General features: G+C 56.4%; 15 protein-coding genes and 1 tRNA gene. 14 read left to right on the top strand and 2 right to left on the bottom strand.

From position 1 onward, the window contains the following. Positions 1-4: 4 nt before the first annotated feature. Complete coding sequence (locus tag MDG893_RS01120) at positions 5-880, bottom strand: MaoC family dehydratase (RefSeq protein WP_007151861.1); 876 nt, start codon at positions 878-880, stop codon at positions 5-7. 169 nt (positions 881-1049) lie between these two features. On the opposite strand from MDG893_RS01120, the gene MDG893_RS01115 reads away from it, so the two are divergent. Next, on the top strand, positions 1050-2081 hold the full coding sequence (locus tag MDG893_RS01115) for an AraC family transcriptional regulator (RefSeq protein ID WP_007151860.1): 1032 nt from the start codon (positions 1050-1052) through the stop codon (positions 2079-2081). Between the two features lie 125 nt (positions 2082-2206). Continuing rightward, positions 2207-2283, top strand: a tRNA-Asp gene (locus tag MDG893_RS01110). Between the two features lie 207 nt (positions 2284-2490). On the opposite strand, the gene MDG893_RS01105 is transcribed toward MDG893_RS01110, so the two are convergent. Beyond that, positions 2491-3549: an AraC family transcriptional regulator gene (locus MDG893_RS01105; protein WP_007151858.1), complete on the bottom strand. Its 1059-nt coding sequence runs from the start codon at positions 3547-3549 to the stop codon at positions 2491-2493. A gap of 131 nt (positions 3550-3680) precedes the next feature. Here MDG893_RS01105 and MDG893_RS01100 point away from each other — a divergent pair, with 131 nt between their 5' ends. The 12 genes from MDG893_RS01100 (at position 3681) to MDG893_RS01045 (ending at position 20557) form a co-directional block, all read left to right on the top strand. Continuing rightward, positions 3681-5747, top strand: a complete 2067-nt coding sequence (locus tag MDG893_RS01100) for an oxidoreductase (protein WP_007151857.1) — start codon at positions 3681-3683, stop codon at positions 5745-5747. A gap of 214 nt (positions 5748-5961) precedes the next feature. Continuing rightward, the gene (locus MDG893_RS01095; protein ID WP_007151856.1) at positions 5962-7212 is read left to right on the top strand and encodes a hypothetical protein; all 1251 of its coding nucleotides are present in this window, start codon (positions 5962-5964) and stop codon (positions 7210-7212) included. Between the two features lie 131 nt (positions 7213-7343). Next, positions 7344-8228, top strand: a complete 885-nt coding sequence (locus tag MDG893_RS01090) for an NAD(+) kinase (RefSeq protein WP_007151855.1) — start codon at positions 7344-7346, stop codon at positions 8226-8228. Positions 8229-8232: 4 nt separating this feature from the next. Then, entirely contained in the window at positions 8233-9246 is a 1014-nt protein-coding gene (locus tag MDG893_RS01085) for a metallophosphoesterase (protein ID WP_007151854.1), read from the top strand. A gap of 3 nt (positions 9247-9249) precedes the next feature. Next, positions 9250-10125: a rhomboid family intramembrane serine protease gene (locus tag MDG893_RS01080; protein ID WP_007151853.1), complete on the top strand. Its 876-nt coding sequence runs from the start codon at positions 9250-9252 to the stop codon at positions 10123-10125. A gap of 138 nt (positions 10126-10263) precedes the next feature. Continuing rightward, positions 10264-10563, top strand: a complete 300-nt coding sequence (locus tag MDG893_RS01075) for a YeaC family protein (protein WP_007151852.1) — start codon at positions 10264-10266, stop codon at positions 10561-10563. Next, the gene (locus tag MDG893_RS01070) at positions 10560-11402 is read left to right on the top strand and encodes a DUF2797 domain-containing protein (protein ID WP_007151851.1); all 843 of its coding nucleotides are present in this window, start codon (positions 10560-10562) and stop codon (positions 11400-11402) included. Before MDG893_RS01075 ends, MDG893_RS01070 begins: the two co-directional genes overlap by 4 nt. Before the next feature lie 30 nt (positions 11403-11432). Next, on the top strand, positions 11433-14078 hold the full coding sequence (pepN, locus tag MDG893_RS01065; protein WP_007151850.1) for an aminopeptidase N: 2646 nt from the start codon (positions 11433-11435) through the stop codon (positions 14076-14078). A 184-nt stretch (positions 14079-14262) separates the two neighbouring features. Next, positions 14263-15651, top strand: a complete 1389-nt coding sequence (locus MDG893_RS01060; protein WP_007151849.1) for a DUF1329 domain-containing protein — start codon at positions 14263-14265, stop codon at positions 15649-15651. Between the two features lie 154 nt (positions 15652-15805). Further along, positions 15806-16954, top strand: coding sequence for a YCF48-related protein (locus MDG893_RS01055; RefSeq protein ID WP_244264360.1), 1149 nt, complete (start codon positions 15806-15808; stop codon positions 16952-16954). Between the two features lie 45 nt (positions 16955-16999). Further along, positions 17000-19384 (top strand): efflux RND transporter permease subunit, encoded by a 2385-nt coding sequence (locus MDG893_RS01050; RefSeq protein ID WP_007151847.1) that lies wholly within the window; start codon positions 17000-17002, stop codon positions 19382-19384. A 189-nt stretch (positions 19385-19573) separates the two neighbouring features. Then, positions 19574-20557, top strand: coding sequence for a TAXI family TRAP transporter solute-binding subunit (locus MDG893_RS01045; RefSeq protein WP_007151846.1), 984 nt, complete (start codon positions 19574-19576; stop codon positions 20555-20557). Positions 20558-20598 lie beyond the last annotated feature (41 nt).

Genomic DNA, 20598 nt, shown 5'->3' with positions numbered 1-20598 from the left:
CCCCTCAACGATCCCAGCGTATCTCACCACTCAGGTGCGGGGCGTTTCCGGACGCGTTCAGTAACTGATAGTCCCAGCCGTCTTGCCCTGCCTGCCAGTTGAGTTGTGCGGTTCCCGGCAGAAACAGCGGTTTCTTGAACTGGCAGGAGACGGATATCGCGTCCGGGCGCCAACCGCTTTGCTGTTCCAGCAGTACCAGCACTCGGGCCTTGCTCCACATGCCGTGGGCAATTGCCCGGGGGAAACCGAAGGCCTTTGCGGTCAGCGCGTGAAGGTGTATCGGATTTCTGTCACCGGACACCCCCGCGTATTGCCGGCCAATGGATTCCGCGGCACTGATGTCGGTAGTCTCCGGGTAGTGGGGCAGTTCGGGCGGTTTGCCGCCTGAGGCCTTTTTGCTTTTATCCGGCTGACGGAAAAGGTTAGTGCTCGTCTCCTCCCACACCAGCTTTCCTGCGGACCAGGCTTCAGTGACCAAATCGAACTCCAGGCCCCTCGATGTGTTGTTCTGACCGTCCAGCCGTGCGGTGATGTCCAGTGTTTCACCGGTGCCGATAGCACGGTGCTGCGTGATGGTGTTGCGAAGGTGGACAAGCCCGAGCAGAGGCAGCGGGAAAGCCTTTTCGGTCAGCAGTTTCAGGTGCAACGGAAACGCAAGAATATGGGGCCAGGTGATGGGCACGGTAGCCTGTGTATCGAAACCACATACCCTCCGGTAGCGTTTCAGGTTATCGTTGGCCGTACTGACGCCAATTAATCGGGCGGACAGACCCGGGATCCGGAGGTCGTCGCCGGATGGCTTGGTTTTCGGGATTAAGGCCTTGCTGTATAGCGACCATAGGCCGGGCGGGTGACTGTGGTAGATTGAAGTATCGGTCATATTACTATCTCTCCTGGTACACCTGTGCGTCTCTGGCCTGATATGCTCTAATGTAAGACTAAGGTCTCAGAGTCTGGCAAACCCGGCCAGTATGAGCATTGACCTGGCTTGCCAGCAAGGTTGTCCGGCCGGCCAAGCCGATTGATAAACAACTATAAAGCGGGATTTTATGCAGGAACTTCGCGATGCGGGTGTGATGTTGCGCCTGATTTATCAGGCCATGAAACGCAAAGGGATTGATACCGATGCCATTTTTGCCCGGCTGGGAGTGGATGAAGACTATGTCTACACTGAGCAGCTAAGAACGCCTCACAGTGCCCAGTTGTATTTCTGGCAAGTGGTTGAGGATGTGTCGGGTGACACCGACGCAGGCCTCCATCTGGGTCAGTTGTTACCGGCTTACAAAGGGCAGGTTCTGGAATACCTGTTTCTTAGCAGCCCCACCTTTGGTGAGGGGCTGCGGCGGGCTCAGAACTATCAGCGCCTGTTGAGTGATGCTGCCAATACCGACTTCTTCATTGAGGGCGACGAGGCCTGCATGGTGCTGGATGCAGCTTCCAGCGAAGTCAGCCGTCTGCGGCACTTCAACGAATGTTTCGTGCAGGGCCTGATTACTTTTTTCAGATCGATCACCGATGACCGATTCTACCCGTCGCGCATCGAGTTTGAGCATCAGCGTGAACAAGGCCGGGAGCATGTGATCGACGTGCTCGGCTGCGATGTCATATTTGGTGCCAAGGAAAACCGGCTGTATTTCCCAGCCACGATGCTGTCTCACGCTTCGCCCCATGCGGAACCGGAGTTGCTGGACCTCCATGAGCGGTTTGCCAGTGAGCAGGTGGCCCGTCTTGAGAAGAAAGACATCGTTGGACAGGTCGAGCGAATCGTTGCGGAACTGCTGGACAGCGGAGAGGTCACTCTGGACGCCGTAGCCGAGCGTCTTGGCATTAAACCCCGAACCCTGCGTACCCGCCTGACCGAAGCCGAAACCAGCTTCAACCAGGTGTTGGCGGATTTCCGTTATCGCCTGGCGCGGCAGTTGCTGGCAACCACCGACGAATCCATTGACGAAATCGTTTATCTCACCGGCTTCTCGGAACCCAGCACTTTCTACCGGGCGTTCAAGCGTTGGTCGAGCATGACGCCTATCGAATACCGAAAGACCGCACAGGGAAAGGATGCCATGGTTGATGCCATGTAGGAGCCACCCGAAAACCGAAGTTTTTTCATGAAAAACGTTGACATGCAGGGCGGCCTCTTTATAATGCGCCCTCGTTGTCACCGAGCAGTCACACCCTTGATTGCGCCCGAGGTGGCGGCTCACGCGGAGCGGTAGTTCAGCTGGTTAGAATACCGGCCTGTCACGCCGGGGGTCGCGGGTTCGAGTCCCGTCCGCTCCGCCATTTTCCCTTCTTTGATTCCCTCTTTTTGTTGTCATTTTTGGTTCATCTCTGTGTAACATTTCCCATGGTATCGTTTTCCCGTTTGAAACATGGGAGACGAACAATGTCCGATTACGAAGAAGAACTGATGGATTGTCAGTTTGAAGACTACGATGACGATGATGCACTGGACGACGCCACTGAGTTGTAGTGATGCCTCCAGGTATTTCAGAAAATACCCTTTGCAGCCTGCTCCGCCAGGTACTGTTTTCGATGTTCCCCCGGGCTGGTGTTGAACCAGCGACGCCACGCCTTATGAAACGCGGCCGGATTGGCAAAGCCCAGTAACCACGAAATTTCCGACAGCGACACCCGTGTTTCCCGTATGTACTCGACAGCCAGTTCTTTGCGGGTGTCGTCCACCAGTTCCCTGAAACCGGTGTTTTCCTCTGCCAGTTGTCTTTGGAGTGTCCAGGGCGCGACGCCGAGCTTATGGGCGACGGCCATCAGCGTAGGAGTGCCACCCTGTAGCAGGGGAGGGAGTTGGTCTTTCACCCGGTCGGCCATGCTCCACCCGGCACGAATACGTGACAGTTCCAACGCGCATTGTCCTGACAGGGACTCGAACATGGCGGCCTGAGCCTGTAGCGAAGCAGCTTCCACTATTCCCGGGGCCAGTCTGAGACTGTTGCTTTCGGCACCGAACCTCACCGGGCATCCAAACCACTGTTCAAACACCTCGTCGTAACCCTGGGAAGGGTACTCAATGCTGATCCGTTCAACGACCCGGTCGTGACCAGTAATGTCCCTCAGGAATTGAACCCAGGCGGCAAGGACCGAATCCACCACGAAAAAATTAAACACGTTATAGGGTTTGATGGAGTAAAAATGCGCTTCACGCCCCTGGCTCACTGTCCAGGGAGCTCCCCTGCTGTTGCGGCTGGTGAGTAGGGAATATTGAATCAGGGTGCTGATGGCTTCGCCAGCTGTGGCGGCGGATTGGGCGGCAAGCCCTGCGATACCAGCGTCCACGGGGCGCGAGAGCTGGCCCATCGTCAGACCGAACGCAGGGTTGCCGGTGAGGGCGATGGCTGCCTGCCCCATTCTCATGAATCGGGGAATGCTGATCCGTGCCGCCGGCGCTCCCAGTGCCTGTTCGTCCAGCCCGAACCGGTCCAGCAGGTCGGTGGGGGCTCGGCCTTCGGCCCGAAGTGCGCGGGTCATGACGGCAACATACAGCACGCTGATATCGCCGAGGGGATTCTTGTGTCTGGTGTTGGGTTTCATAGTGCCATTATTGTCCGACAAGTTGTTTCAGGATATCAAATTGTTGTTTCGGGATATTGTTTGGGAAGGGCTGGGTGGCTAATTTATAGCCCATATTACGGCATCGCCGATCCAATAAGAGGAGAGACATCATGACCGAATCGACACCGGGCGTTAAACGTTACCCCCATTTGCTGGAGCCGTTGGATCTCGGGTTCACGCGTCTTCGTAATCGCACACTGATGGGGTCCATGCACACCGGCCTGGAAGAGGCAAAAAACGGCTTTGATCGGCTTGCTGCTTTCTATGCCGAGCGTGCCCGTGGCGGTGCGGGTTTGATCGTGACCGGTGGTATCTCCCCCAATGTGGAAGGTGCTGTATTCCAGCATGCGGCCAAGATGAACACCCGGGAAGAAGCGGACAAACACCGGGTGATCACCCGCGCCGTGCATGAGGCCGACGGTAAGATCTGTATGCAGATTCTCCATGCCGGTCGCTACGCTTATCATCCGGAGTTGGTGGCTCCATCGGCGATTCAGGCGCCCATTAACCCGCTGAAGCCGAGAGAGCTGGACGAAGCGGGTATCGAAAAGCAGATTGAGGATTACGTCAACTGTGCGGCGCTGGCGCGGGAAGCCGGGTACGACGGCGTGGAGATCATGGGTTCTGAAGGTTACTTCATCAACCAGTTCATCGTGGCCCATACCAACCATCGCACTGACCAGTGGGGTGGCAGCTACGAGAACCGCATTCGACTGCCGATCGAGATTGTTCGCCGGGTTCGCGAGCGCGTGGGCAGCGATTTCATCCTGATATACCGTTTGTCGATGCTGGATCTTATCGAAAATGGCAGTACATGGGATGAAGTAGTGCAACTGGCGAAAGAAATTGAGAAAGCCGGCGCAACCATTATCAACACCGGCATCGGCTGGCACGAGGCTCGCGTGCCGACCATTGCTACCTCTGTGCCTCGTGGCGCGTTCACCAAGGTAACAGCTCGCCTGAAAGATGAGGTCAGCATTCCGCTGGTGACCACCAACCGCATCAACATGCCGGATGTTGCAGAGAAGATCCTCTCGGAGGGCGATGCGGATATGGTGTCAATGGCACGTCCGTTCCTGGCGGATGCGGACCTTGTTCTGAAGGCCGCCGAAGACCGCGCCGACGAAATCAACACCTGCATCGGTTGCAACCAGGCCTGCCTGGATCATACCTTCAGCGGCAAGCTGACCTCCTGTCTGGTCAACCCCCGTGCCTGTCACGAAACTGAATTGACCTACGTAAAAACCGCCGAACCCAAAACGATCGCAGTGGTCGGAGCCGGCCCTGCCGGCCTGGCGTTTGCCACGGTTGCGTCGGAGCGTGGTCACAAAGTAACGCTGTTTGACGCAGGTAGCGAAGTGGGTGGCCAGTTCAATGTGGCCAAGCGAATACCGGGCAAGGAGGAGTTCTACGAAACCCTGCGTTATTTCCGGGTCATGCTGGACAAGCACGGGGTGGACGTACGCCTGAATACCCGTGTGGATGTGGATGCCCTCAAGGCTGGTGGATACGACCATGTGGTGCTGGCCAGTGGCGTCAGCCCTCGCACGCCGGAAATTGAGGGAGTGGATCACCCCAGTGTCATCGGTTACCTGGATGCGCTGCTGGGGCGCAAGCCCGTAGGGCAGAAAGTGGCGGTGATTGGTGCCGGTGGTATCGGTTTTGACGTCTCGGAATTCATCGTCCACAAGGGCACCTCGGCGGCGCTGGACCCCGAGCACTTCATGCGTGAGTGGGGAGTGGACCTGAGCGTTGGTCATCGTGGCGGTATTCAGGGCATGGAGCCGGAGGTGCCGGAACCGGCCCGCGAGGTATACCTGTTGCAGCGCAAAGCGTCGAAAGTCGGTAAAGATCTGGGCAAGACCACAGGCTGGATCCACCGCACTTCGCTAAAAAATCGTCAGGTGCAGATGGTTCCGGGCGTAAGCTATCGCAAGATTGATGATGATGGGCTGCACATAACCGTGACCCCGAAAGGTGCCGAGCAGGGAGAGGATCAAGTGTTGCCAGTCGATACCATTGTGATCTGTGCCGGCCAGGAGCCTTTGCGGGAGTTGCAGAGTGGTCTTGAAGCCGCTGGAATGACGGTACACCTGATCGGTGGCGCAGACGTGGCCGCGGAACTGGATGCCAAGCGCGCGATCAATCAGGGCAGCCGTCTGGCAGCGGAGCTCTGAGCTCCACGGACGCGACGGCTCTGATCACAAAACGTTGCAGTTTTACTCTACCTTCAGGGTTTTGACCCGCTAGACTATTATCCGGAAGTCTGTCAGTTTGAGGCCGGCCTCGCGCACTGCGTAGGGCCGGTTTCTGGTGTCTGACGAAAAAACGGAACACTTTTGGGGTGTTTGTCGTGTAGCGGTCGGGTTTTCGGAGAGTGGGGAGCTAGCAATGGGGTCTGCCGACCAGGCAAACGATGGTTATTCGGCGGTGTTTTTCATGGACGGCAGCGACGTGTCGCGCCAGATGCGTGCGTCGGAATTTGGGGCCTTTCTTGATGGCTACGTAGGACTGTCCGATCTGGCAGATACCGATGTAAAGGCCGTTTATGTATTGCTGGGCAGCGACCTCCTGGTTCATTCGCTGGTTTTTTTCCGAATCTATTTTGATGAGGAAGGCAGGGCTGACAGCCATTGGAACGTGCCCGTAGAAAAATTGGCCCGCAAAGGTGCCAAGGGCCCGGATATGGGGGCTGGTCCGATTCGATTGGTGTGTCGCAGTCAATGCCCGAAATCTGCCAGTGCCGAGGATTTCTGGGATCCGGATATGACCCCGGGAAGCAACCATTTCCAGGCCATCCGGCGCGCCGTGGATGCGAACACACTGAGGTTCCGCAAGGTGGAACCTACGCCGGAAGAGGATATTCCTGTGTTGGGTGCCGAGTCCCGTTCCCAGGAAGAGCCTGAGGTTTCCGCAGACCGCGTTCGGCTTGCCCGCGTTATCCGGGAACAGCGGCTTCGCATCAAAACCCTGCAAAGTGTTCATCGCGATGCATTGTCTGATCTGCAGCGTGAGAACCGCCATGAGATGCAGGCCCTGCGTAATGAAACCGCCGAGCTCCAGCAGAAGTATGAGCGCCAGAAACTCAGTAACGAGCAGTTGAAAAAACGCCTTGCTGAGCGCAATGAGCAATACCTGATGATGCAGGAGCAGATCGCCAATGGTGAGGCCCGTAATGAGCGCGAGGGTGCCACGGCGGATGCCGAGGTAGTGTTGCTGCGGGAGCAGTTGGAGCGCCGTCAGCGCGAACTGGAACTGAGGGACGAAAAGATCGTGGTGCTGGAGCAGGAAAACTATGACTTGCGACACCAGCCGCCAACCGAAAATTCAGTCATGGATCACCTGCAAAACCATTCGGTCTTCCTGGTGGCCTACCACGCCGGGGTAGGGCATATCACCCTGCCTTACGATGATATTGAGAGCTATTTCCGCAACCCTGTGGCCTATGCTGCTGAACGTTGCGGGCTCAATGAGCCCGCCTATCGGCAATGGCTTGACCATTATGAACACCCGGTCTGCCATCATAAACATACCAACGGCAAAGCCTGCGGTGAGCCCGTCATGCGCGTCAGTCAGCCGGCTGAGTTTCGGGCGGATGTGGATGATCGCTGCGAACAGCATCGGCCGAAGGGCTCCAGCTAACCCTCTCCAGTGATTTCCTTCGGGATCTTTTTTCAGAATCGGGCGGTATTTCGTTACTATGGGGGCTGATATGCCCCTGGGTGATGAATCAGTTCCGCCCCGGCCCAACCCAGACACCCACAGGAAGCTACATGGATCAATTCAGAAACATTGGCGTGATTGGCCGCATGGGCAGCGTAAAGGTGGTCGAATCGCTGCGTCAGCTCAAGCAGTATCTGGTGAGCAACAATTATCACGTGATCATTGAGGAAGATACAGCCAGCATGCTGCCTGGTCATGGTCTTCAGGTGGCGAGCAAGAAGCTGCTGGGGGAAATTTGTGATCTGGTTATTGTGGTGGGTGGTGATGGCAGTCTGCTGGGCGCTGCCCGGGAACTGGCCAAATCCAAGATTCCTCTGCTCGGTGTGAACCGTGGCCGTCTTGGTTTTCTGACCGATATTTCTCCGTCTGACCTGGAGGAGCGGCTGGGCAAGGTCCTGCAGGGGAAATACATCGAAGAGACACGTTTCCTGCTGGACGGGCACGTGGAGCGCAATGGCCAGCCACTGGGCTTTGGAACCGCCTTGAATGACGTGGTGCTGCATCCCGGCAAATCGACCCGGATGATCGGGTTCGACCTCTACATCGACGGACATTTCGTATACAGCCAACGCTCGGACGGGCTTATCGTGGCTACGCCGACTGGCTCGACCGCCTATTCGTTATCGGCGGGCGGGCCGATCATGCATCCGAAACTCGATGCCGTCGTGCTGGTGCCCATGTTTCCGCACACGTTGAGCAGTCGCCCGATCGTGGTGGACGGCAAGAGTGAGATCAAGCTGGTGATTGGTGAAACCAACGAAACTTATCCGCAGATCAGTTTCGACGGACAGATGAACATTGCCTGTGCCCCCGGCGACATCATTCGAATCACCAAGAAACCCTTCAAGATTCGCCTGATTCACCCCGCGGATCATAATTTTTACGCCACATGCCGGGACAAGCTGGGCTGGGCCAGTGAGATTGCAGCGAGCTAACAACATGCCAGGACAGGAAAGATCCGCGAGCCGCGGCTACGACATTATCGGCGATATTCACGGATGCGCTCATACCCTGGTGCGGTTACTGGACCAGATGGGCTACCGCAAGGTTAACGGCGTCTATGAGCACCCCCGGCGCCAGGCCATATTCATTGGTGACATCATTGACCGCGGACCTCGTATCCGTGAGGCGCTGCATCTGGTCAGGGACATGGTCGAGCACGGTTCTGCTCGCATCGTGATGGGAAATCACGAGTATAACGCCCTGGGCTACTGCACCCGTGCCCGCCCTGGCAGCGGCAAGACGTTCCTGCGGGAGCATAATGCCCGTCACGACCGGCTGATCCGCGAAACCCTCGAGCAGTTCGAGCATTATCCCCACGAATGGAACGAATTCCTGGAGTGGTTCTACACCATCCCCCTGTTTATTGATGAGCCCGATTTCCGGGCAGTGCATGCGTGTTGGGACAGCGACCTTATCACCAAATTCAAGGAAAGCCAGGGTGGCGCCTGTATCGATGATGAGTTCCTTCATGCGTCGGCAGCGATCGAGTCCTTCGCGGGCCAGGTCATGGATACCCTGCTGCGCGGTACTGATCTTCGATTGCCGCCGGGCGTGAAAATTACTGGCAAGGACGGCTACGTCCGGGAGTTTTTCCGCACCAAGTTCTGGGCCGACAACCCGATAACCTATGCTGACGTGGTGTTCCAGCCCGACCCCTTGCCGGAGGACGTCGCCCGCCGTGAGCTGACGGAAGCTGAGCGCAGCCAACTGATCAGCTACCCTGCGTCAGCACCGCCGGTGTTTGTGGGCCATTACTGGATGGAAGGTGAGCCGGCGCCACTGAAACACAATGTGGCCTGCATCGATTTCAGTGCGGTCAAGTACGGCAAGCTAGTGGCCTATCGCCTGGATGGCGAGCGTACCCTGTCTCGGGACAAGTTCGTTTGGGTGGATGTGGAGCGGCCGGAGCAGCCGGACTATCCCACCAGCGAAGACAGCGTGGCGAGGTAACCTGTGTATCGTGTGAAACAGATTGACACCGACATAAACCTGGCGGGTTTCAGTCGTTGGCTAAAAGAGCAGGGGGTGGAGCACCGGATCACCGAGGAAGGTGGCTCACAGGTGCTTTGGCTCGAGAATCCCGAGCATACGGAGCCGGTGTTACAGGCTCTTGAGCGCTTTCTGAAGGAGCCCGACGTGCAGGACGCTGTCAATACGACTGCGCAATCGCCAGTGTTCGTCGGGGGGCGTTGGCAGCCGTCGCCACGCCACGCGCCGTTGGTACTTGCCATGATTGCCCTGGCCGTATTGATGGCTTGGGTGACGGCCATGGGACAGAATCAGCTATCCACCCTGTTGATGTTCGTTGATCCGCGTTTCTATGATGTGGGTACCATGGCGGACCGAATCCAGGCGTTGTCTTCGACCTTGGCTGGGGGGCAGGTCTGGCGCCTGATCACGCCGGATTTCCTGCATTTCAGCTGGACCCATATCATCTTTAATTCCGTCATGTTGTGGTTCCTGGGCAGTCAGGTTGAGTGGTTCGATGGCCGTGCGCGGTTACTTGCCTTGTTTGTGGTGACCAGCCTGCTGTCCAACGGATTGCAGTACATCGTGAGTGGGCCTCTGTTTGGCGGTCTGTCTGGCGTTGTATACGGCATTCTGGGTTATTGCTGGCTGAGCCAGCGGCGCGTGCCCCGTTTCCAGTTCCCGCCTGCACTGGTGACGTTTGCCGTGGCCTGGATGGTAATTGGCTTTACGCCATTTACCGAAATGGTGGGGTTGGGGCAGATGGCAAATGAAGCCCACCTGGGAGGCTTTGTGGCTGGCCTTGCCCTGGCGGCCATTTTGCCGGTACCAAAAAAAGCCCCGCGAAACCGCGGGGCATGAAAAGAGCGTATAGCTCCTGATGAGAGAGACCAAATAACACGACCTTCGTCATTTGGTGAGTTAATGATAATCATTATCGTTTATTGCTGTCAACGGGTTTCCTCAGATTTTTTTGCGAGCAAATGATTGGAGAACGAAATGACCTACGAAGAGCTGATCAAGCGGCTGGATCCGGCTGTTTATCAGAGCCTCAAACGCGCCCTTGAGCTGGGCAAATGGCCGGATGGTCGTAAACTGAGTGACGAGCAGCGGTCGATCTGCATGGAGGCCGTTATTTATTACGAAGACCACCACAACACTCCGATGGAAGAGCGGGTCGGTTACCTTGACCGCGGTGAAAAGGCGGGGACTGCCTGTGATCCCAGTGTGTCGCGTACGGCAGGCAAATCGTCAAACGGTGCGGCCGGCTCAGATCAGTATTTTGAGGTGAAGTCTTGACCGCATTGGTTGACGTGACCGGTCGCCTGCGCAAGATGCCTGTCGAGGCCGGTGATCCGGTCAGCTATACCATACGGGTGGGCGATACCCTCATACCCCTTAACGAGATGGTGGGGTACCCGTTGCAGCTTGATTATGATGGCGTGATACGCTGTATCAACTGCAACCGCAAGACCAACAAAAGTTTCAGCCAGGGTTACTGCTATCCCTGTTTCCGCAAGCTGGCCGCCTGCGACAGTTGCATCATGAGCCCGGAAAAGTGCCACTTCCATGAGGGCACCTGCCGTGAGCCGGAATGGGGAGAGGCCCACTGCATGATTGAGCATGTGGTGTACCTGGCCAATTCGTCCGGTCTCAAGGTGGGCATAACCCGTGGCTCCCAGGTGCCAACCCGCTGGATCGACCAGGGTGCCGTCGATGCCATCCCGATGGTCAGGGTGGCTACCCGCCAGCTAGCGGGTTTTGTGGAAGTTGCCTGCAAGAAGTACGTCGCGGACCGAACCAACTGGCGGGCGATGCTTAAAGGCGATGTGCCAGAGCTGGATCTGGTTGAAGAGCGTCGCCGCATGCTGGAGCTCGTCGCCGACAATTTGTCGGAATTGCGTGCCGCCCACGGTGAGAACAGCATCCGGGCTGTCGATGAAGACGGGTTGGCTCTGAGCTACCCGGTCGAGGTATGGCCCCGGAAGGTAAAAACCCATAATCTGGACAAGTCGCCCTCGGCGGACGGTGTGCTCCAGGGGATCAAGGGCCAATACCTGATCCTGGATACCGGTGTCATCAATATTCGTAAATACACCGGTTATGAAGTCCGCTTCCGGGTCTTTCCAAACCATTGAGCCCGGCCCAACGAATTCTGGAGAAAGTGAATGCGTACCAGCCAGCCACAGACCATTTTCCTCAAGGATTACCGTGTGCCCGCCTTTCTGGTGGACCATGTGGATCTGCGTTTTGAACTGTTTGAAGATGGAGCCAGGGTTCACTGTACCCTGGCCATGCGTCGGAACCCCGACAGCGATTCCTCTGACAAAAGCCTTGAGCTTGACGGCGACAGCCTGACCACACTTGAGTCGGTGAGTCTGGATGGCAATCCGTTGGAGGGCAGCGCCTACGAAGACCGTGACGATAAACTCACCCTTCATGAAGTGCCCGATCAGTTTAATCTGGGGATCGTGACCTGGATTGAACCCCAGAACAACACGCGCCTGGAAGGCCTTTACAAATCGTCCGGCATGTTCTGTACCCAGTGTGAAGCCGAAGGCTTCCGCTGTATTACCTACTTCCCTGACCGCCCTGATGTGATGGCCCGTTTTCGCACCCGCGTTGAGGCGGATAAAACCCGCTATCCCATCCTGCTGTCCAACGGCAACGATGTTGAAAAAGGCGATCTGGCCGACGGCAGGCATTTTGTCACCTGGGAAGACCCCTTCCCGAAGCCTTGCTACCTGTTTGCCCTGGTAGCGGGTGATCTCGTGGAGAAACGAGACAGCTTCAAGACAATGTCCGCCCGTGACATCGACCTGCGCATGTACGTTGAGCCACGCAATGCCGAGAAGTGTGACCACGCCATGGACTCGCTGAAACGCGCCATGCGCTGGGACGAGGAGGTGTACGGCCGCGAGTACGATCTGGATATTTTCATGATCGTCGCGGTGGACGACTTCAACATGGGTGCCATGGAGAACAAGGGGCTGAACATCTTCAACTCTTCCTGTGTATTGGCAAGCCAGGAAACCGCGACGGATATGGCATTCCAGCGCATCGAGTCCATCGTGGCCCACGAGTACTTCCACAACTGGTCTGGTAACCGCGTGACCTGTCGCGACTGGTTCCAGCTCAGCCTGAAAGAAGGCTTCACGGTGTTTCGGGATTCCTGTTTTTCTGCCGATGTGGGGTCGCCCACCGTCAAGCGGATTGAGGATGCGACCATGCTTCGCACCGCTCAGTTCGCCGAGGATGCGGGGCCAATGGCGCACCCGGTTCGTCCGGAATCCTATATGGAGATCACGAACTTCTACACGCTGACCATCTACGAGAAAGGTTCGGAAGTGGTAGGCATGATCCACACGCTGCTGGGAGCCGACCTGTTCCGCAAGGGCAGTGATCTGTACTTTGAGCGGCATGACGGTCAGGCGGTGACAACAGACGATTTTGTCCGCGCCATGGAGGATGCCAGTGGACGTGACCTGTCGCAGTTCCGTCTCTGGTACGAGCAGTCTGGTACGCCGGAGTTGACGGTGCGGGATGAGTTTGATGATGCTGCCGGCATCTATCGCCTGACCATCGACCAGTCGATCCCGGATACGCCGGGCCAGACTAATAAGAAGCCGCAGCACATTCCGTTTGCCATCGGACTGCTGAGTGCCGATGGCCAGCCGTTGCCACTGAAGCTGACTGCAGATGATGCCGAGGCGCCAATGGACTGTGTCCTGGAGTTGACCGACGCCAGTCATACCTTCGAATTCCACGGTTTGTCGGAGCGGCCTGTGCCTTCATTGTTGCGGGGGTTCTCGGCACCGGTGCGGGTTTTCTACCCGTGGACGCGGGAGCAGCTCACCTTCCTGATGAGCCATGACCCGGACGGTTTCAATCGCTGGGACGCGGGACAGCGCCTGGCGGTGGACGTTATTAACTCCCTGGTATCCTCCACAGGTGAGAACGTGGACGCCGGACTGGTTGAGGCCTATCGCAGCCTGTTGGCGGATTCATCCCTGGATCAGGCGCTGGTTGCCAAAATGCTGCAACTGCCATCCGAAGCCTATCTGATCGAACTGGCTGATCAGCCTAACGTGCCGGCCATCCACAGGGCCCGTGAACGCGTGCTTGAGCATCTGGCGAGATCGCTAAGAGACGAGCTTCTGGCCTGCTATCATCGCAACACCCTGAGCGGTCCCTACGAGGTGACGCCGGAGGCCGTGGCGCGTCGAAGCTTGCGGAATACTGCGCTGGCCTGGCTCCTGCACGTAGATGATGAAGAAGGCCGGACGCTGGCGATAAGCCAGTTTAACGAGTCCGATAACATGACGGATCGCATGGGTGCCCTTCGTGCACTGGTGAATTCCGGTTACGAAAAAGAGCAGGAGCAGGCGCTTGCAGACTTCTATCGCCAGTGGAAGGACGATCCACAGGTGGTTGAACAATGGTTCGCGGTGCAGTCGGGCAGTAGTCGTACCGGAGGTCTGCGCAAAATCCATGAACTGATGGAGCACTCGGCGTTTGACTGGAAGAACCCCAACAAGATCCGCTCGGTGATCGGGGTATTTGCCGGCCAGAATCTCCCTGCCTTTCACGCAGAGGATGGAGCAGGTTATCAATTCCTGGCAGAGCAGGTACGGAAGCTGGATGACAGTAATCCACAGATTGCGGCCAGGCTGGTATCCCCGCTGACCCGCTGGCGCAAATTCGCGCCGGTTCACGGCGACCAGATGAAATCGGCGCTGGAGACCATTCGCGACAAGTCCGGATTGTCGCGGGACGTCTATGAGGTGGTCCACAAGAGCCTTGCCGGTCAGTAGGGAAGAGGATTGCTGGGGTATCCGCCTGCCGCAACGCGGGGCCTGTCACAGGCGGATACAAAATCGCACTTTCGGTCGATAGACAATATCGGCCAATCGGCTACTCTGTCAGGAGCCGATATTCCATGACAACACAATAAGAAAAGCCTTCCACAGGGCTTTCAGACAGGTTTAAGGTTAAAAAATGACATACAAGAACAATGTGATTTTGGGCAGTCTGTTTGCTCTTTCGGTTTTTGCCATGCCAGCCAGTTCCGCCGTTTCCAGTAGTGAAGCCGCTCGACTGGGGCAGGATCTTACCCCGTTTGGTTCCGTGAAAGCCGGTAACGAAGCAGGCACCATTCCAGCGTGGACGGGTGGCCTCACAGAAGCTCCTACCGGATATGAGGGTAGTGGTCAGCACCATATCAACCCTTTTCCGGACGATGAGGTGTTATTCACCATCAGCGCGTCCAACATGGATCAGTACGACGAGTACCTGACCGATGGCCTCCGCGCCATGCTCGACACCTACCCGACAACCTTCCGTATTCCGGTCTATAAGAGCCGGCGCACACACGCGGTGCCGGATTGGGTTGCCGAAAACACCAGGGAAAATGCCGTAGAGGCTGAGATAGTGGGTAAAGGCGAGGGCATCGATGGCGCTTTTGCCGGTTATCCGTTCCCCATCCTGCACGGTAATAATGAACAGAAAGCCTGGCAGGTCATCTGGAATCACCTGACCCGCTGGCGTGGTGTTTCGGTAACTCGTCGCTCAAGCGAAGTGGCGGTGCAGCCAGATGGCGATTATTCCCTCGTGACCTCCCAGCAGGAGGCTTTCTTCAATTACTACAACCCTGAGGGTAGTGAAAAAGAGCTGGATAACGTCATTTTCTATTATCTGTCGTTCACCCAGTCGCCACCTCGTCTCGCCGGTGGTGCCATCCTGATTCATGAAACCCTGAACCAGATTATCAATCCGCGTAATGGTTGGGGCTACAACGCCGGCCAGCGCCGTGTTCGGCGTGCACCCAATCTGGGCTATGACTCTCCCATTGCAGCTGCAGACAATCTGCGAACAGCTGATGACACGGATATCTTTAACGGTGCTCTGGACCGCTACAATTGGGAATACGAGGGCATGCGGGAGATTTACGTTCCCTATAACAACTATCGCATTGGTGAACAGGGTACGCCTTATTCCGAAATCCTCGGCATCTCTCACCTGAATCCGGATCTCACCCGCTGGGAACTCCATCGGGTACACGTTGTGGAAGCGACCCTGAAGGACGGTGAGCGCCATATCTACGGCAAACGTCGCTTCTATGTGGACGCCGATAGCTGGAATACCTTGTTGCTGGACCAGTACGATGGCCGCGGCGAGCTCTGGCGCGTGACCATGGGCCTGGCGAAAAATTATTATGAACTGCCGGGCGTGTGGACGGTGCTGGATGTGTACCATGACCTCCAGGCCCGTCGTTATCACGTGCTGGGTCTGGATACCGAAGAGGGTTCCACCCGGAAGTTTACGAACGACGTGCCCAACCGGCGGTATTTCTCGCCGGCCTCCCTGCGTCGCAGGAGCGTGCGTTAACGTCACGACTCGTTGTTGGAACATGGTTTTCGCCAGAGACGGATGGCGACGGATATACCGGTGGTCGGAAGACCACCGGTATATTCATAGTATTGGCCGGTGCGACCGGCAAAATCAGAGTGACACAGTTCAACACAACATATAGGCAATCTGAATGGCTACAAGGTTGATGTGCAAGACTCTGGGAGCGGCCTGTCTTGGACTATCCATGGCATTGTCCGCGCCCACGGTGTTTGCGCTTGCAGATATCATCGAAACCCCATCCCGGCCCACCACGCTTGCGCCAGCGCATCTGCTTAATGATGTCGACACGGCGGGCGATCGAATCGTGGCAGCCGGTGTGCGTGGTCATATTATTTTTTCCGATGATGGCGGTGAAACCTGGGTGCAGGGTGAGGTTCCGGTATCCGTCACATTGACCGGAGTGGACTTTGGCACCGAACAGCATGGCTGGGCCGTAGGGCACAGTGGTGTGGTTCTCCATTCAGACGATGCGGGCGAAAACTGGGACCTCCAGCTCACTGGTGTCCGGGCTGCTGAATTGGCGATTGAAAGTCGCCAGGAGCAGATCGATGACATGGAGCAAAAACTGGAAGAAGCCCCAGAGGAAGAGAAAGACGAGCTCGATTGGGCATTGGGCGATCTGTACTTCTCGCTGGAAAACCTGCAGGCGGATCTTGAGATCGGCCCCGTGAATCCGTTTCTGGATGTCTGGTTTGAAAATGACAAGCACGGTTTCGTGGTTGGTGCCTATGGTATGTTCCTGCGCACAACGGACGGCGGAAAGACCTGGAAAGACTGGGCGCCGAAGCTTGAGAACCCCAGCAGCTTTCACCTGAACAGCATCGGCCGGATCACCGGCGGTGGGTTGGTGATCGTCGGTGAGGCGGGGCAGATTTTCGTGTCCGTCGACGGTGGTGAAAGCTGGGAGAAACGTGAGAGCCCTTATGAAGGTTCTCTATTCGGAGCCATAGGAACCGGCAATGTGAATGAAATACTCGCATTCGGTTTGCGTGGGAATATCTTCTTTTCGTCCGACCTGGGCAGAAGCTGGAAAGTCGTACCCAGTGAGTCGGATGCAACCCTCAATGATGGCACGGTGTCCGAAGACGGTCGTATCACGTTGGTTGGCAATGGTGGTGCTGTGCTAATGAGCACCAACGGTGGAGATACCTTCCGTCCGTACTTCCGGGATGATCGTGAAGGGGTGATGGATGTTGTCCCTGTATCGGGAACCAATCTACTGATAGTGGGCGAGGGTGGCGTTAAGCACACTGACGCTCGCGGCAAGAACCTTCAATAACGCCCTGATGCGGCACCAACAGATAGAAAATTAGAGGGGCTTTGAATGTCGAACCCGAAGCATGACAAGGGCGAGCATTACCTGACTACACCGAAGGCAGAACCGTTCCTGGAGCGGCTGATCTTCAACAATCGGGCCATTATCCTGATTGCGTTCTTCTTCCTGACGCTGTTTCTTGGCTACAACGCGGTCAAGATTGAGCCGGATGCCAGTTTCGAGCGGATGATTCCGCTTGAGCATCCCTACATCGTCAATATGCTCGAGCACCGGGACGATCTGGAGAACCTGGGTAACTTTGTGCGTATCGCCGTGGAAGTGGAAGAGGGCGATATCTTCACAGCCGAGTACATGGAAACCCTGAAGCAGATCACCGACGAGGTGTTCTATCTTAACGGGGTGGACCGTTCCGGATTGAAATCCCTCTGGACCTCCAACGTTCGTTGGGTTGAGGTGACGGAGCAAGGGTTCCAGGGTGGCACCGTGATCCCGGACGGCTACGATGGTTCCCGGGCCAGCCTTGAACAGCTACGCCAGAACGTACTTCGTTCGAACGAAGTAGGGCGCCTGATTTCCGACAACTTCCGTTCTACCATCGTGTACGCGCCGCTTTATGAGAACAACCCGGAGACTGGCGAACCGCTGGACTATGGTGAGTTCTCGCGTCAGTTGGAAGAAAAGATCCGGGACAAGTACGAGGCGCAGAATCCGAGCATCGAAATTCACATTGTCGGTTTTGCCAAGAAAGTAGGCGACCTCATCGAGGGTATTGGCTCCATCGCGTGGTTCGCGGGCATTACCATTATCCTGACGACCCTGTTGCTGTTCGGGTACTCCCGTTGTATTACCGGCACACTGGTTCCGGTGTTTACGTCTATCATTGCGGTGTTCCTGCAGTTGGGTACATTGAGGCTGTTGGGGTATGGCCTGGATCCATACTCGGTGCTGGTCCCGTTCCTGGTATTTGCCATCGGCATCAGTCACGGCGTTCAGATTGTGAATGCCATGGCGGTGGAAGCGGCGAAAGGATTTGATTCCGTTACTGCGGCCCGCCTTGCGTTCCGGGCGCTCTATATCCCTGGCATGCTGGCTCTGATCTCAGACGCCTTCGGCTTCCTTACGCTGTTCTTTATTGAAATTGACGTGATCCGGGATCTGGCCGTTGCGGCCGGTATTGGTGTGGCGTTCGTCATCCTGACCAATCTGGTCTTGCACGTACTGATCATGTCGTACCTCGGCATTTCCAAGGGCGGTGTTCGTCATGTGCAGAATCATGGTGAAAAGCAGGACCGCAAGTGGCGCGTGATGTCTTACTTCGCACATCCCGGTGTGGCACCGATTTCTCTGTTGATAGCGGTTATTGGCCTGGGGCTTGGGCTTTATTACAAGCAGGGCCTGAAGGTCGGTGACCTTGATCAGGGTGCGCCGGAGCTGCGGGCCGATTCCCGCTACAACAAGGACAACGCCTACATCATCAACAACTACTCGACGAGTGCCGATGTGTTGGTCGTGATGGTGAAAACCGAGGAGGAGCAGTGTACCCAGTACAATGTTCTCCGCGCCATGGACAATCTCCAGTGGGAGCTTCAGAACACTCCCGGCGTGCAGTCCTCGGCGTCTTTGGCCGATGTGTCCAAGATTGTCACCAAGGCACTGAACGAGGGTAACTGGAAGTGGTATGAGATTTCCCGCAACCAGACCATTATCAATGCCTCAATCCGGGAGGCCCCGGCAGGCCTGATCAACACCAATTGTGACCTGACACCGGTGCTTGTTTTCCTTGAGGATCACAAGGCAGAAACGCTGGAAACAGTCACCGAACGCGTTGAGGAATTTGCCAGCAACAATAATAACGACGAATACACGTTCATGCTGGCGGCGGGTAACGCAGGCGTCGAAGCAGCCACGAACGATGTCATCTCAAACGCGAAGAACATGATGCTGATCTTCGTCTACGGTGTCGTTGCGTCGTTGTGCCTGCTGACGTTCCGTTCGATCCGTGCGGTCCTGTGTATTCTGATCCCGCTGGGTCTGACGTCGATCCTGGCCGAGGCGATCATGGCGATGTCAGGCATTGGCATCAAGGTAGCGACGTTGCCGGTTATTGCCCTGGGCGTGGGTATTGGTGTCGACTACGGCATCTATATCTACAGCAAACTCGAGAAGTTCCTGCTGGAGGGCAAGACACTCCAGGAAGCATACTTCGAGACCCTGAGGTCTACTGGTAAGGCGGTCATCTTTACCGGTGTCACACTGGGTATCGGTGTGGTCACCTGGATCTTCTCGCCGATCAAGTTCCAGGCGGATATGGGACTGTTGCTGTTCTTCATGTTCATTTGGAACATGGTGGGTTCTATCTGGCTGCTGCCGGCCCTGGCGCGTTTCCTCCTGCGCCCGGATCGAATGGTTGCCAAGGCCCGCGCGAACAAATAAGATTCGCGACCGCGTGATCAAAAAAAGCCCGCTCTGCGGGCTTTTTTGTTTTTTTGCTCAAGTGGTTAGCGAGCTAACCCTTGCTTTATTTATATCGCAAAGTGGTCTATGTTTTAAGGCGAAAGTGAGGAGTGTCCGTGTCGTTACACGGGCCCAAAAAAGCAATAATGAACAGATAAGGGAAAAGTCATGGCACTGAAACAGAAATTTTCCGCACTTGCAGTTGCAGCAGCGGTCAGCCTCGGAACCGCTTCTACAGCGGTTACCGCGCAGGAGCAGAAATTTGTCACCATCGGTACCGGGGGCGTAACCGGTGTTTACTATCCGGCTGGTGGTGCGATTTGTCGCCTGGTTAACATGGATCGTAAGGAGCATGGTATTCGCTGCTCTGTCGAGAGCACCGGCGGTTCGGTCTACAACCTGAACGCGATTCGCCAGGGTGAGCTGGACCTGGCGGTAGCCCAGTCTGACTGGCAGTACCACGCCTACAACGGCACCAGCCAGTTCGAAGAAGACGGAAAGAACGAGAAGCTGCGTGCTGTATTCTCGCTGCACCCCGAGCCATTCACGGTGGTTGCCAGCAAGGGATCCGGTATCAAGACGTTTGAAGATCTCGCAGGCAAGCGGGTTTCCGTCGGTAACCCCGGTTCCGGCCAGCGCGCCACAGCGGAAGTGCTGATGGATGAAATGGGCTGGACCATGGACAAGTTCTCGCTTCCGGCCGAACTGAAGGCTGCGGAGCAATCCCAGGCTTTGTGTGACGGCAATATCGATGCGTTCTTCTACACCGTTGGTCACCCCTCCGGTGCGATCAAGGAAGCGACCACGTCCTGTGACAGTGTGATCGTCAGCGTCAATAACGAGGCCACCAAGAAGCTGGTTGCAGACAACCCTTATTACCGTGAAGCGGTGATCCCGGGTGGTATGTATCGTGGTTCTGATGACGATGTAACCACGTTTGGTGTGGCGGCAACGTTCGTCTCATCTACCGACGTATCTGAGGACGTAGTGTACGAAGTGGTCAAGGCCGTATTCGAGAACTTTGACAGCTTCAAGCGCCTGCATCCTGCGTTTGCCAACCTGAAAAAAGAAGAAATGGTATCTGACGCACTGAGTGCTCCCCTGCACCCGGGCGCAGCGAAATACTATAAAGAAGCCGGCCTGATCGACTGATCCTGTAACCGGTAAAAACGACACCGCGGGCATACCTGTCC

The organism is Marinobacter algicola DG893, from assembly GCF_000170835.1.
In the GTDB taxonomy this organism is placed as follows: Bacteria; Pseudomonadota; Gammaproteobacteria; order Pseudomonadales; family Oleiphilaceae; genus Marinobacter; species Marinobacter algicola.
Note: the sequence above shows the minus strand (reverse complement) of the source record. Positions and strands in the feature narration are given on the sequence as shown.

Coding starts and splice junctions, on each gene's coding strand:
- MDG893_RS01060 (WP_007151849.1), top strand. CDS start 14,263: ATGACATACAAGAACAATGTGATTTTGGGCAGTCTGTTTGCTCTTTCG.
- MDG893_RS01120 (WP_007151861.1), bottom strand. CDS start 880: ATGACCGATACTTCAATCTACCACAGTCACCCGCCCGGCCTATGGTCG.
- MDG893_RS01090 (WP_007151855.1), top strand. CDS start 7,344: ATGGATCAATTCAGAAACATTGGCGTGATTGGCCGCATGGGCAGCGTA.
- MDG893_RS01045 (WP_007151846.1), top strand. CDS start 19,574: ATGGCACTGAAACAGAAATTTTCCGCACTTGCAGTTGCAGCAGCGGTC.
- MDG893_RS01105 (WP_007151858.1), bottom strand. CDS start 3,549: ATGAAACCCAACACCAGACACAAGAATCCCCTCGGCGATATCAGCGTG.
- pepN (WP_007151850.1), top strand. CDS start 11,433: ATGCGTACCAGCCAGCCACAGACCATTTTCCTCAAGGATTACCGTGTG.
- MDG893_RS01085 (WP_007151854.1), top strand. CDS start 8,233: ATGCCAGGACAGGAAAGATCCGCGAGCCGCGGCTACGACATTATCGGC.
- MDG893_RS01115 (WP_007151860.1), top strand. CDS start 1,050: ATGCAGGAACTTCGCGATGCGGGTGTGATGTTGCGCCTGATTTATCAG.
- MDG893_RS01055 (WP_244264360.1), top strand. CDS start 15,806: ATGGCTACAAGGTTGATGTGCAAGACTCTGGGAGCGGCCTGTCTTGGA.
- MDG893_RS01050 (WP_007151847.1), top strand. CDS start 17,000: ATGTCGAACCCGAAGCATGACAAGGGCGAGCATTACCTGACTACACCG.
- MDG893_RS01075 (WP_007151852.1), top strand. CDS start 10,264: ATGACCTACGAAGAGCTGATCAAGCGGCTGGATCCGGCTGTTTATCAG.
- MDG893_RS01095 (WP_007151856.1), top strand. CDS start 5,962: ATGGGGTCTGCCGACCAGGCAAACGATGGTTATTCGGCGGTGTTTTTC.
- MDG893_RS01100 (WP_007151857.1), top strand. CDS start 3,681: ATGACCGAATCGACACCGGGCGTTAAACGTTACCCCCATTTGCTGGAG.